Origin of the sequence: Gibbsiella quercinecans (genome assembly GCF_002291425.1) — a bacterium.
GTDB lineage: Bacteria > Pseudomonadota > Gammaproteobacteria > Enterobacterales > Enterobacteriaceae > Gibbsiella > Gibbsiella quercinecans.
In genome coordinates this window covers 1,424,126-1,437,296 of sequence record NZ_CP014136.1, presented here as the reverse complement: position 1 = coordinate 1,437,296, position 13,171 = coordinate 1,424,126, and the positions used below count along the sequence as shown (strand labels likewise).

The 13,171-nt window shown below is 56.9% G+C and carries 13 protein-coding genes; 3 read left to right on the top strand and 10 right to left on the bottom strand.

Features of this window, described 5'->3' with window-relative positions; translation table 11 throughout:
* Position 1 precedes the first annotated feature (1 nt).
* A complete protein-coding gene (gene pgpA / locus ACN28Q_RS06650; RefSeq protein WP_095845621.1) occupies positions 2–496 on the top strand; it encodes a phosphatidylglycerophosphatase A in 495 nt (164 codons plus the stop codon).
* Between the two features lie 78 nt (positions 497–574).
* On the opposite strand, the gene dxs is transcribed toward pgpA, so the two are convergent.
* The 3 genes from dxs to xseB all read right to left on the bottom strand — a co-directional run bounded on the left by dxs (position 575) and on the right by xseB (position 3,738).
* On the bottom strand, positions 575–2,440 hold the full coding sequence (gene dxs / locus ACN28Q_RS06645; protein WP_095845620.1) for a 1-deoxy-D-xylulose-5-phosphate synthase: 1,866 nt from the start codon (positions 2,438–2,440) through the stop codon (positions 575–577).
* A 126-nt stretch (positions 2,441–2,566) separates the two neighbouring features.
* Positions 2,567–3,469, bottom strand: a complete 903-nt coding sequence (ispA, locus tag ACN28Q_RS06640; RefSeq protein WP_095845619.1) for a (2E,6E)-farnesyl diphosphate synthase — start codon at positions 3,467–3,469, stop codon at positions 2,567–2,569.
* Between the two features lie 5 nt (positions 3,470–3,474).
* Positions 3,475–3,738, bottom strand: a complete 264-nt coding sequence (xseB, locus tag ACN28Q_RS06635; RefSeq protein WP_095845618.1) for an exodeoxyribonuclease VII small subunit — start codon at positions 3,736–3,738, stop codon at positions 3,475–3,477.
* Between the two features lie 188 nt (positions 3,739–3,926).
* Between xseB and thiI the strand changes: the two genes are divergently transcribed.
* Positions 3,927–5,375: a tRNA uracil 4-sulfurtransferase ThiI gene (gene thiI, locus ACN28Q_RS06630; RefSeq protein WP_095845617.1), complete on the top strand. Its 1,449-nt coding sequence runs from the start codon at positions 3,927–3,929 to the stop codon at positions 5,373–5,375.
* Positions 5,376–5,434: 59 nt separating this feature from the next.
* Here thiI and yajL read toward each other — a convergent pair whose 3' ends face one another.
* Positions 5,435–6,025, bottom strand: coding sequence for a protein deglycase YajL (gene yajL / locus ACN28Q_RS06625; protein WP_095845616.1), 591 nt, complete (start codon positions 6,023–6,025; stop codon positions 5,435–5,437).
* Positions 5,988–6,899: a 2-dehydropantoate 2-reductase gene (gene panE / locus ACN28Q_RS06620; RefSeq protein WP_095845615.1), complete on the bottom strand. Its 912-nt coding sequence runs from the start codon at positions 6,897–6,899 to the stop codon at positions 5,988–5,990. The genes yajL and panE overlap by 38 nt, the downstream gene beginning before the upstream one ends.
* Before the next feature lie 322 nt (positions 6,900–7,221).
* Between panE and ACN28Q_RS06615 the strand changes: the two genes are divergently transcribed.
* Positions 7,222–7,713 carry a YajQ family cyclic di-GMP-binding protein gene (locus tag ACN28Q_RS06615; RefSeq protein WP_095845614.1) on the top strand — a complete coding sequence of 164 codons (492 nt, stop codon included), beginning with the start codon at positions 7,222–7,224 and terminating at the stop codon, positions 7,711–7,713.
* A gap of 47 nt (positions 7,714–7,760) precedes the next feature.
* On the opposite strand, the gene ACN28Q_RS06610 is transcribed toward ACN28Q_RS06615, so the two are convergent.
* From ACN28Q_RS06610 to cyoB, 5 genes are all read right to left on the bottom strand, one after another.
* On the bottom strand, positions 7,761–9,125 hold the full coding sequence (locus tag ACN28Q_RS06610; RefSeq protein ID WP_095845613.1) for an MFS transporter: 1,365 nt from the start codon (positions 9,123–9,125) through the stop codon (positions 7,761–7,763).
* 200 nt (positions 9,126–9,325) lie between these two features.
* A complete protein-coding gene (gene cyoE / locus ACN28Q_RS06605; RefSeq protein WP_095845612.1) occupies positions 9,326–10,216 on the bottom strand; it encodes a heme o synthase in 891 nt (296 codons plus the stop codon).
* Positions 10,217–10,233: 17 nt separating this feature from the next.
* Entirely contained in the window at positions 10,234–10,572 is a 339-nt protein-coding gene (locus ACN28Q_RS06600) for a cytochrome o ubiquinol oxidase subunit IV (RefSeq protein WP_095845611.1), read from the bottom strand.
* Positions 10,572–11,186 carry a cytochrome o ubiquinol oxidase subunit III gene (locus ACN28Q_RS06595; RefSeq protein ID WP_095845610.1) on the bottom strand — a complete coding sequence of 205 codons (615 nt, stop codon included), beginning with the start codon at positions 11,184–11,186 and terminating at the stop codon, positions 10,572–10,574. The genes ACN28Q_RS06600 and ACN28Q_RS06595 overlap by 1 nt, the downstream gene beginning before the upstream one ends.
* On the bottom strand, positions 11,176–13,167 hold the full coding sequence (gene cyoB, locus ACN28Q_RS06590) for a cytochrome o ubiquinol oxidase subunit I (RefSeq protein WP_095845609.1): 1,992 nt from the start codon (positions 13,165–13,167) through the stop codon (positions 11,176–11,178). Before cyoB ends, ACN28Q_RS06595 begins: the two co-directional genes overlap by 11 nt.
* Between the last annotated feature and the right edge of the window lie 4 nt (positions 13,168–13,171).

Below are 13,171 nucleotides of genomic sequence, written 5' to 3'. Positions count from 1 at the left end.
CATGGATGAAGCAAAACGCCGGTTGCGGCTGCGCAACCCGTGGCACCTGCTGGCGACCGGTTTTGGCAGTGGCCTGTCGCCGGTGATGCCCGGCACGATGGGATCGCTGGCGGCGATCCCTTTCTGGTTACTGTTGATACAATTGCCGTGGCAGCTCTATTCGCTGTTGGTGATGTTCAGCATCTGCATTGGCGTGTACCTGTGCCACCAGACGGCCAAAGACATGCGCGTGCACGATCACGGCAGCATCGTCTGGGATGAGTTTGTTGGGATGTGGATTACGCTGATGGCGCTGCCGGTTAACGATTGGCAGTGGGTCGCCGCCGGTTTTGTGATTTTCCGCGTCTTGGATATCTGGAAGCCGTGGCCGATCCGCTGGTTCGATCGCAATGTGCACGGCGGTATGGGCATCATGATCGATGACATTGTGGCCGGGGTGATAGGGGCGGGGGTTATTTATGCCATCGGCCATCACTGGCCGGTGGCGTTGTTTTAAACGGTTTGCCGGCGGAGGCGCCGCCGGTTTAGCGCAATCGCTGCTGCTTTACCATTGGCGGCGCTTTCTCGCCGTTGATTATTGTGCCAGCCAGGCTTCAATCTGCCGCTGGATCCCGGCCGCATCCAGGCCCAGGTCGCTGCGTATTTCTTCCTGGCTGCCCTGCGGAATGAAGCGGTCCGGCAGGCCGATATTAAGCACCGGCACCGCTTGGCGCTTCGCCATCAGCAGCTCATTCACGCCGCTGCCGGCGCCGCCCATGACGGCGTTCTCTTCCAATGTCACCAGTGCACTGTGGCTGGTCGCCATTTCCAACACTCGTTGTTCATCCAGCGGTTTGACAAAGCGCATGTCCACCAGCGTAGCGTTCAGCGCTTCGGCCGCGGCTTGCGCCGCAGGCAGCAGCGTGCCGAAGTTGAGAATCGCGATATTTTCGCCCTGGCGGCGCACCACGCCTTTACCCAGCGGCAGGGCTGTCAGGGGTTCCAGTTTGGCGCCGGAGCCGTTGCCACGCGGGTAGCGCACCGCGCTAGGGCCACCGTTGTAATGGTAGCCGGTGTACAGCATCTGGCGGCATTCGTTTTCATCGCTCGGCGTCATGATCACCATGTTTGGGATGCAACGCAGGAAAGAGAGATCGAATGCGCCCTGATGGGTTTGGCCGTCGGCGCCGACAATGCCGCCGCGATCGATAGCGAACAGCACCGGCAGGTTCTGGATCGCCACATCGTGGATCACCTGATCGTAGGCGCGCTGCAGGAACGTGGAGTAAATGGCCACCACCGGCTTGTACCCGCCGATCGCCAGCCCTGCGGCAAAGGTCACCGCATGCTGTTCGGCGATCGCCACATCGAAATACTGCTGCGGATATTCACGCGAGAACTGCACCATGCCGGAGCCTTCGCGCATCGCCGGGGTGATTGCCATCAGCGCGCTGTCTTTGGCGGCGGTTTCACACAGCCATTCGCCAAAAATCTTTGAATAGGTCGGCAGGCCGCCGGCGCTCTTGGGCAGCGTACCGCTGGCCGGATCGAACTTTGGCACCGCGTGGAAACTGATCGGATCTTTTTCCGCCGGGGCGTAACCACGGCCCTTTTTGGTCATGATATGCAGTAACTGCGGGCCTTTCAGATCGCGCATGTTTTTCAACGTGGCAACCAGCCCTTGCACGTCATGCCCGTCTACCGGGCCGATGTAATTGAAACCCAGCTCTTCGAACAGCGTGCCTGGCACCATCATACCTTTCAGGTGTTCTTCGGTGCGCTTCACCAACTCTTTGAACGGCGGCAGGCCGGAGAGCACCTTTTTGCCGCCTTCGCGTAGCGTGGAATACAGCTTGCCGGACAGCAACTGCGCCAGGTGGTTATTGAGCGCGCCGACGTTCTCGGAAATCGACATCTCGTTGTCGTTGAGCACCACCAGCATATCCGGGTTGATATCGCCAGCGTGGTTCATGGCCTCGAACGCCATGCCGGCGGTAATGGCGCCGTCGCCGATCACGCACACCGTGCGGCGGCCTTTGGCTTCGCGCTCGGCGGCTACCGCCATGCCGAGGCCGGCGCTGATCGAGGTGGACGAGTGGCCCACGGACAGCACGTCATATTCGCTTTCCGCGCGCCATGGGAAAGGGTGAAGGCCGTTTTTCTGCCGGATGGTAGCGATGCGATCGCGCCGGCCGGTGAGGATCTTGTGCGGATAGGCCTGGTGCCCCACGTCCCATATCAGGTGGTCGAACGGGGTGTTATAGACGTAGTGCAACGCCACCGTCAGTTCGACGGTACCCAGCCCGGAAGCAAAGTGACCGCTGGAGCGGCTGACGCTGTCCAGCAGGTATTGCCGCAGTTCGTCACACAGCTTCGGCAGGCTTTCTTTCGGCAGGGAGCGGAGTTCCTCGGGGTTTTCCGCCAGCGCCAATGTTGGGTATTTGGCTATATCAAGACTCATTCGATGCTCATATCAGAGGAGTATGCCCTTTATCTTCCAGGGTGCAGCGGCCATCACGTAGCCCGGCCACTGAGCGATGTGGCCAGCCGCACCTCGAAATCTATGGGGTATAACGTTCGTTACACATTAATTATCGCGTTCAATAATGAAGCTGGCTAACGCTCGTAGTGGCGCGGTGTTATAAGATTGCGCTGCCAGGGCATCCAGGGCGGCTAATGCTTCCTGGTAGAGATCCCACGCTTTTGCCTTCGCGCTGTCAAGCCCGAGTAAGGCCGGGTAGGTGCTTTTGCCATGCTGTTGATCGGCGCCCTGGCGTTTACCAATCTTGGCAGTTTCACCGATGACATCAAGAATGTCATCCTGAACCTGAAACGCCAGCCCGATGGCCGCGGCGTAGCGATCGAGCAACGGCAGGGCGGCGCGGCCTCTCTCACCCGCAGCCAGCGCGCCCAGGCGCACCGCTGCGCGGATCAATGCGCCGGTTTTATGGTTGTGAACCTGCTCCAGCGCTTCCAGATTAATCTGAAGCCCTTCAGCGGCCAGATCCAGCGCCTGGCCGCCGCACATGCCGGCGACGCCGCTGGCGCTGGCCAGCTCGGAAACCATCGCCAGACGATCGCGCAGGGCGACATCGGGCATCTCGGCATCCGCCAGGATGGTGAACGCCAGCGTTTGCAGCGCGTCGCCGGCCAGAATCGCATTCGCTTCGCCAAATTTGATGTGGCAGGTCGGCAGGCCGCGGCGCAGATCGTCATTGTCCATCGCCGGTAGATCGTCATGGATCAGCGAATAGGCATGGATGCACTCTATGGCCGCTGCCGGGGCATCCAGGCTGCCTGGCTGCAGACCAAACATTTGCCCGGTTGCGTACACCAGAAACGGGCGCAGCCGTTTGCCGCCCAGCAGTGCGCCGTAGCGCATGGCTTCCACCAGGCTGCTGTCATTGAAGGGCAAGGGGGCAAGAAAATCCGTCAGTGCGCGATCGACCCGTTGGCGATAGGCCTGTAACTGGCTGTTAAAGTCAGTCATAGCAATTACTCAGCATCCGGGGTAAAAGGCGCCAGGGGCGCTTCATCGGTGCCGTCGTTAAGCAGGATCTGCACGCGTTGTTCCGCTTGCTGCAGCTTTTGTTGGCCCTGGCGCGCCAGCTGTACACCACGCTCGAATTCGTTCAACGCGTCTTCCAGTGGTAGTTCGCCCGTTTCCAGACGGGTGACGATCCCTTCCAGCTCCTGCAGCGCGCTTTCAAAGCTAAGGGTTTGCTCGGTACTGCCTGATTGTGCAGGTTTTTTCGGCATAATTTTCTTTTTACATCATCATGTGAACAGTAGGGCTAAAGACTATCGTAGCGGATTTTGAACAGTAAATCATGGCGCGCATGTATGGTTTTGCGCGCAGAGCGGCACCAGATGGTGATATACTCCGACCGCCGAATATATTGTGACTCTTTTTCCCCCGAAATCCTTATCTGACTATAAAGACCGCCATGAAGTTTATCATTAAATTGTTCCCAGAAATCACCATAAAAAGTCAATCTGTGCGTTTACGCTTCATTAAGATCCTGACGACCAACATTCGTAACGTCCTGAAGCAGTATGATGAAACGCTGGCGGTGGTGCGGCATTGGGATTTCATTGAGGTGCGCGCCAAAGACGAAAACCAGCGCCCGGCGATTGCCGATGCCTTGACGCGTATTCCCGGTATCCACCATATTCTGGAGGTGGAAGACCGTGCCTATACCGATATTCACCATATCTTCGAACAAACGTTGGAAGCCTACCGCGATCAGTTGGAAGGGAAGACCTTCTGCGTGCGCGTTAAGCGCCGCGGCAAGCAAGACTTTAATTCCCAGGATGTGGAGCGCTACGTCGGCGGCGGTTTAAACCAGCATATCGACAGTGCGCGGGTCAAACTGACGCGCCCACAGGTGACGGTTAATCTGGAGATCGAAGACGATAAGTTGATGCTGGTGAAAGCGCGCCGTGAAGGGATCGGCGGTTACCCGATCGGTACGCAGGAAGATGTCATGTCGTTGATTTCCGGCGGCTTTGATTCCGGGGTTTCCAGCTACATGCTGATGCGCCGTGGCTGCCGTGTGCACTATTGCTTCTTCAACCTCGGCGGCTCGGCGCATGAAATCGGCGTTAAGCAAGTGGCGCACTACCTGTGGAATCGCTTTGGCAGCTCGCACAAAGTGCGTTTTGTGGCGGTTGATTTTGAACCGGTGGTGGGAGAGATCCTGGAAAAAGTCGATGACGGCCAGATGGGTGTGGTGCTGAAACGCATGATGGTGCGTGCCGCTTCCCAGGTGGCGGAGCGCTACGGCGTGCAGGCGCTGGTCACCGGCGAGGCGCTGGGCCAGGTATCCAGCCAAACGCTCACCAATCTGCGTTTGATCGACAATGTGTCAGACACGCTGATTCTGCGCCCGCTGATCTCCCATGATAAAGAGCACATCATCAATATCGCACGGGCGATCGGCACTGAAGACTTCGCCAAAACCATGCCGGAATACTGCGGTGTGATTTCCAAAAGTCCAACGGTGAAAGCGGTTAAAGAAAAGATCGAAGAAGAAGAGGGCAAGTTCGACTTCACGATCCTCGATCGCGTGGTGCGCGAGGCGAAAAACATCGATATCCGCACTATCGCCAGCGAAGTTCAGGAACAGGTGACGGAAGTCGAGACCGTGGCGGCGTTCGCTGCCAGCGATGTGGTTCTGGATATCCGCGCGATTGACGAGCAGGATGAAAAGCCGTTGCAATTGGCGCAGGTTGAAGTGAAATCGCTGCCGTTCTATAAAATTGGCAGCCAGTTCGGCGATCTGGACCAGAGCAAAACCTATTTGCTGTACTGCGAGCGCGGCGTGATGAGCCGCCTGCAGGCGCTGTACCTGCTGGAGCAAGGCTACACCAACGTTAAAGTGTATCGCCCTTAAATCTGCTTTACGTTGAACCGCTTTCAGGTCGCAGCCGGTAACGCTGCGGCCTGAAGGGATCAGTCGCTGAAATCGTACATCCCTGGGATCAACACCAACTGCGCCGCCACCTCCGCCGCTTTCTCTTTCCCCAACAGTAAATCGATCAGCTTCAGGCTGAACTCCATGGCGGTGCCCGGCCCCTGGCTGGTTAGCAGGTTGACGCGTGGGTCAAACACCACGCGGCGCTCCATCCATTTATCCTGCGGAATTTTGTCTTTCAGCCCTGGGAAGCCAGTCATGTTACCCACCGGGAATAGATCGTGATGTTGCAGCACCAGCGCCGGTGCCGCGCAGATGGCGGCGACGATTTTGCCTTGCAGGTGCATGCGGCGGACTTTCTCCACCAGCAGCGGGCTATCGCGGAAACATTCGGCCCCTTTCAGGCCGCCGGGCAGCACAATGGCGTCAAAAGGCTCATCCACAATCGTCACCAGCGGCGCATCCGCCAGCAGTTTGACGCCGCGTGAACAGGTTATGGTCAACTCGCCGTCCCCCGCCACGCTGGCGGTGGTGACATTAACGCCGGCCCGCACCAACAGGTCGATCGCTGTGACGGCCTCGGTTTCTTCGCTACCAGGTGCCAGGCATACCAGCGCCGATACGCTCATAATCATTTTCCTTTTTCTTAATCAGTTCGAATAATCGGGTATTTTCCGCCAGCACGCGGCCGTGGCTGCGCGCCTTGCGCAGCACGTAGCCGTTGATGTAATCAATCTCGGTGTGCCGCTGGGCGCGAATGTCCTGCAGCATAGAGGAAATATTATCCGCGGTGCTGTCGATCACTTGCAGCACATACAGCAGCAACCCTTCACTGGAGGTATGCAGGCCCTCCATCTCCATCACGGCGGCAACTTCATTGCAGACGGCTTCGACTTCCGGCAGGTGCTGGCGCAACTCGCCGTTACGGCAGTCATACAGCGCGGTGAGTGGATTAATCACGCAGTTAACCGCCAGCTTGCGCCAGTTGGCCGCCGTGATGTTGTTGTGCCAGGCAACGTCCGGCAGCGCCTGATGCAGCACTTCGGCCAGGCTGCTGAGGTGCATGGCGCCGGGCGAGGTGGGGCCGATATGGGTGGTGCCGCTAGCCACATGAATAATGGTCGAACCGTCACGGCGCGCAGCGTGGGTGGTGGTGCCTTGCAGAATCGGCTGGCTGTTGGCGTCCAGCTCATCCTGGGTGCCCATGCCATTATGCAAAAGCAACACGGCGCATTGTGGGTTGAGGTGTGGCAGCAGGGCGTTGACTGCACCGGAAACCTGCCAGGCTTTCAGCGTGACCAGCAGAAGTTCACTTTGCGCCAGGTGTGCTGGATCGTTAGCCGGGAGATTGTGGTTAAATACGTTGCCGTCGGGGGCAATGACATTCACTGGGCAAAAAGGCTGGGGCACCCGGAGCCATCCCTGCACCTCGTGCCCTTGCCGATAAAGTTGGGCGAGCCACAGTTGGCCGAGCGCGCCGCAACCAAGAACCGTTATTTTCATCTTGCCTCCCTAAGCAGTGTCCCGCAATCGTACGTCAGCGCCGCAGGCGGTCATTGGGCGCCACGGCCTATTGCGGGGCACTGTCCTGGTGTTCGGGGTTCCGATCAACGGCGGTCTTATCATTATAGACTTTCGCGTTGCCGGGCTCCCCACGGCGATCCGTAGGGTTTTGTCTTCCCGGGTAAAGCGGTTATTATGCTCGCCATCGAATGGCCTAACGTTGTTTTAGGCTAAATTTATTTGCCATGTCGGGCCCGTAAGCGCTCTGGGTGGCGATGACCAATGCGCCTACTGGGATAGGTCGTATTCAGAAGGAGGAAGTATGCCATCTTTTGACATCGTTTCTGAAATTGATATGCAGGAAGTCCGTAACGCCGTTGACAATGCGTCACGTGATCTCGGCACCCGTTGGGATTTTCGCAACGTGCCGGCCAGCTTTGAGCTGAACGAAAAAAACGAAAGCATCAAGGTGGCCAGCGAATCTGATTTCCAGGTGAAGCAGTTGCTGGATATTTTGCGTGAGAAGCTGGCCAAGCGCGGCATTGACGGCGCAGCGCTGGAGATCCCGGATGCGCTGGAGCACAGTGGGAAAACCTATAGCGTTGAGGCTAAGCTCAAGCAGGGTATTGAAACCATGCAGGCCAAGAAGCTGGTGAAGCTGATCAAGGACAGCAAGCTGAAGGTGCAGGCGCAGATTCAGGGCGACGAAGTGCGTGTGACCGGTAAATCGCGTGACGATCTGCAAAGCGTGATGGCATTGGTGCGTGGCGCAGATCTGGGGCAGCCGTTCCAGTTCAAAAACTTCCGCGATTAACTTTTCTGCCCAGACAATGCCAAGGGCCAGCATGCTGGCCCTTTTCTTTACAGCGAATTCACCAGCGCTTCTAACTGCCGGCGATTCGTCTGCTGCGTGTCCACTTTCACATAGGCGCTGCGCTCATCCGCCACGACGATCGCTTCCGCCACGCCCGGTTGCGCTTTCAAACGCGACTCCAACGCAGAATCCTTCACCGCCAGTTCAGACAGCGTAATACGCAGGCTGCTGACGTACGGCGGCTCTTTCATCGTGCGGCATACCAGGAACCACAGTGCGGCCACCAACGCCCCGGCAATGAATACGCCGCCCGCGCCCAGCAGGCCATACAGCCAGCCGCCGGCGCTGCCGCCGATTGCCACGCCGATAAATTGGCTGGTGGAGTAGACCCCCATCGCCGTGCCTTTATAGCCGGCGGGGGATTCCTTGCTGATTAACGAAGGCAGAATCGCTTCCATCACATTAAAGGCGACAAAGAAGAGCTGCACGCCGGCGATAATGCCCCACAGGTGGGCGCCGGAAAGCCACAGCACAATCTCGGCGCAGAATAAAAACACCACACAGCCGGTGAAAACCCGTTTCATGCGGCGTTTTTTCTCGGCATAGATGATGAAAGGCACGACGGCGGCAAACGATACCAGCATGGTCACCAGATAAACAACCCAATGCTGTTGCGCCGCCAGCCCCGCCTGTTCCATTGCCAGCGGCAAGGCCACGAAGCTCGACATCAGCAGAATATGCAGGCACATGATGCCGAGGTTGAGCTTCAGCAGGCGAGGGTTGCGGAGCACTTTGTGAAAGCTGCCGCTGACGATGCTCGATTCGCGGTTTAGCACGTGGCTGTCTGCATTGGGCACCACCAACAGCGTGATGGCAATCCCGGCCAGCGCCAGCACGGCGATCATCCAGAACAGCGCGTGCAGGCCAAAGGCGTGGGTGACAATCGGGCCGATCACCATGGCGATGGCAAAGGTAATGCCGAAACTGACGCCGATGAAGGCCATGGCTTTGGTGCGGTTCTGCTCACGGGTCAGATCGGACAGCAGCGCCATCACCGCCGCGGCGATAGCGCCGGAACCCTGCAGGGCGCGGCCCAGAATGATCCCCCAGATGGAATCGGTCACGGCCGCAATGACGCTGCCGAGGGTGAAGATCAGCAGGCCGCCGACAATCAGCGGCTTACGGCCGATACGGTCAGAAACCAATCCGAAGGGGATCTGGAACACGGCCTGCGCCAAACCGTAAATGCCGATGGCGAAGCCGATAAGCGCCTCACTGGCGCCTTGCAGCGCCATCCCATAGGTGGTGAGGACCGGCAGCACCATAAACATGCCGAGCATGCGTAGCGAGAAGACTACGCCTAGCCCCCAGGTTGCCCGCCGTTCCTGTGGAGTCATGGTATTGTCGTTCATTGTTACCTCGGTAAAAACCATTCGGCAGGCGACTGCGCTGCACGGCCTGCCGAATGGTTTCTAAAAATAGTGGAAGCATTTTAGTGTGTGGGGCAGGGGGGGTAAATCGAATGTTGTTTAACAGATATTACCGGTGTGCCCCGCGATACGAATAAAATGGGCCGCAAAAGCGGCCCATGCAATACGGCGGTGTTTACGGCTTACCACACATAGGTCAGCAGGGCTTCCTGCGCCGTGCTGGCGCTGAAGTCGATTGACATCATCACGCTCAGGGAGGTGATGGCGACGATCGAAAACACAAACAGCTTGCGCGCCCAGATACTGTCGTTTTCAGCTTTATAGCCGCGCAACGCCATACCGAGCCACCATACGCTCACTGCCGCGGCGACAATCAGGTATTTGTAGCCGGCATAACCGCTCAGGGCCAGCATCAGCGTGGCGATCATAAACGCCAGTATGTAGACCGTGATGTGGTTCTTGGCGACGGAAATGCCTTTCACCACCGGCAACACCGGGATATTGGCAGCCTGGTAATCCTTGAAGCGGAAAATGGCAATCGCATAGGAATGCGGCATCTGCCACAGGCTGAAAATCGCCAGCAGGATAAGCGCCCCGGCGTCGAACTCGTTGGTGACGGCGCAGTAGCCGATCACCGGCGGCGCAGCGCCGGACAGGCTGCCGATCAGCGTGCCGTAGACCGAGTGGCGTTTCATATACAGGCTATAAAGGCCGACATAAACCACAAAGCCCATCACCGCCAGCCACATGGCCAGCGGATTGGCCGCGGTATACAGCAGGATAAAGCCGGCAATACCCAGGACGGTAGCGTAAACCAGGCTGGCACTCGGCGCGATCAGGCCTTTTACCAGCACCCGATTCTTCGTTCTCTCCATTTTTTTGTCGATGTCGCGATCGATATAGTTGTTGAAGACACAACCCGATGCGACCACCAGCGAAACCCCGACCAGGGTGGCGAGAAACAGGGGATAGTCGATGCTCCCTTTGGACGCGAGCAGAAATCCCCCGACGACAGAAATTAAATTGCCGAAAATAATTCCTGGTTTCGTTACTTGCAGGTATTGCTTAATCATCACGTGCGGCTCGGCTCTTAACTGACCATCATATTGACGTTGAGGTTGTACATAATCCAGAGTGAACCCACCACAACAATACCGATGATCATAGCGGTAAACAGCAATGCCACCAGGTTCCAGCGCTCTTCCGATGAGGTATTCATGTGCAGGAAGTAAACCAGGTGAACAATCACCTGAATTACTGCCATGCCGACAACAACCGCCAGAATAGTGGAATGAGAGGCTGCGCCGTTCATTACCATCGCAAACGGAATCACCGTCAGGATGATCGACAGAATAAAGCCGATCAGGTAAGACTTGACGCTGCCGTGGCTTGCGCCGCCGTGAGAGGTTTCATGGGATGAATGGCTCATTACATAACCCCCAGCAGGTAAACAACGGTAAATACGCAGATCCACACCACGTCCAGGAAGTGCCAGAACAGGCTCAGGCACATCAGGCGGGTTTTGTTGGTGCTGGTCAGGCCGCGTTTGCCCACCTGCAGCATCATCACAACGATCCAAATCAGGCCGGAAGCAACGTGAATCCCGTGAGTCCCCACCAGCGCAAAGAAGCTGGACAGAAATGCACTGCGATCCGGGCCAAAGCCTTCGGTAATCAGGTGATGGAATTCATAGATTTCCATACCGATAAAGCCCAGGCCGAATAGGAAGGTCAGGAACAGCCAGAGGTTAACGCCGCTCACTTTACCGTTGTTCATGGCAATCATCGCCATGCCGTAGGTAATGGAGCTAAACAACAGCAGGAAGGTTTCGACCAGCACAAACTTCAGATCGAAAATATCCTTGCCGGAGGGGCCGCCTGCGGTCCCATTAACCAGCACTGCATAAGTTGCGAACAAGCTCGCAAACAAAATACAGTCGCTCATCAGGTAGATCCAAAATCCGAAGACTTTGGTCTCTCCCGCCTCATGGTGCCCATGCTCTGCATGGGCTGCGTTATGGTTAGTCAGAGTATCAGTTGACATGTTTCACGCCTGCTTTGCTGATTTGTTCATAGTGTTGGTTCTCAATGCGCTCAATTTCGGCAACAGGCACATAGTAATCAACATCTTGATCGAAGCTCTTGGCAATCCAGACCACGATCATGCCGATGAAGCCGATGATCGCCATCCACCAGATTTCCCAGATCATCGCGAAACCGAATACCAGGCTGAAGAAGGCGATGATCACGCCGGCGCCGGTGTTCTTAGGCATATGGATCTGTTCGTATTTCGCCGGTTTCTTATACGCTTCGCCTTTTTCTTTCATGTCCCAGAATGCGTCACGATCGTGAATTTCCGGGGTGATGGCAAAGTTGTAGAACGGCGGTGGTGAAGAGGTAGACCATTCCAGCGTACGGCCGCCCCACGGGTCACCGGTCAGATCGCGGTTCTGATTGCGATCGCGGATACTGACGAAGATCTGAATCAGCTGGCACAGGATACCGCAGGCAATCAGCGCCGCACCGCCCGCAGCCACCATCAGCAACGGATGGAACTCAGGGTTGATGTTCTGGCTGATACGGCGGGTCATCCCCATGAAGCCCAGCGCGTACAGCGGCATGAAGGCAACGAAGAACCCGATGATCCAGAACCAGAATGCGCGTTTGCCCCAGGTTTCGTTCAGCGTGAAGCCGAAGGATTTCGGGAACCAGTAGGTCAGGCCGGCGAAGCAGCCGAACACCACGCCACCGATGATAACGTTGTGGAAGTGCGCAATCAGGAACAGGCTATTGTGCAGCACGAAGTTTGCGCCCGGCACGGCCAGCAGCACGCCGGTCATCCCACCGATGGAGAAGGTGATGATGAAGCCAACGGTCCACAGCATGGCGGAGTTGAACTGAATGCGGCCCTGATACATGGTGAACAGCCAGTTGAAGATTTTCACCCCGGTCGGGATAGAAATGATCATCGTGGCGATACCGAAGAAGGCGTTAACGTTCGCCCCGGAACCCATGGTGAAGAAGTGGTGCAGCCATACGATAAATGACAGAACGGTAATCGCAATGGTTGCCCATACCAAAGAGGTATAGCCGAACAAGCGTTTCTGCGAGAAGGTGGCGGTTACTTCAGAGAACACACCGAAGACCGGCAGCACCAGAATGTACACTTCCGGGTGGCCCCAGGCCCAAACCAGGTTGATGTACATCATCATGTTGCCACCCATATCATTGGTGAAGAAATGGGTGCCCAGATAGCGATCCAGGGTCAGCAACGCCACGGTAACGGTCAGAATAGGGAACGAAACGATAATCAGCACGTTTGTGCACAGCGAAGCCCAGGTGAACACCGGCATTTTCATCATTGGCATGCCAGGCGCGCGCATTTTCATGATGGTTGCGAAGAAGTTCACACCGGTCAGCAAGGTGCCAAGGCCGGAGATCTGCAAGCTCCATATCCAGTAATCAACCCCGACGCCGGGGCTGTACTCCTTGCCCGACAGCGGCGGATAGGCCAGCCAGCCAGTTTGAGCGAATTCACCCACCCCTAAGGAGAGGTTAATCAGCACCACGCCGACGACAAAGAACCAGAAGCTCAGGGAGTTCAGGAACGGGAAGGCAACGTCACGCGCGCCAATCTGCAGCGGCACCACGATGTTCATCAGGCCGACCACAAACGGCATCGCCATGAAGAAGATCATGATGACACCGTGAGCGGTGAAAATCTGATCGTAGTGGTGAGGCGGCAGGAAGCCTGCTTCACCGGCAGAGGCTAGCGCCTGCTGGCTACGCATCATGATGGCGTCGGCAAAACCACGCAGCAGCATCACCATCGCAACGATGATGTACATGATACCAATTCGTTTATGGTCAACGGAGGTCAGCCATTCGCTCCACAACCACTTCCATTTGCCGAAATATGTTATCAGCGCCAGCAGTGCCAGGCCTCCAACCACAATTGCAGCAACGGTGACCATGATGATCGGCTCATGGTACGGAACCGCATCAAGTGTTAATTTTCCCAACATCAGA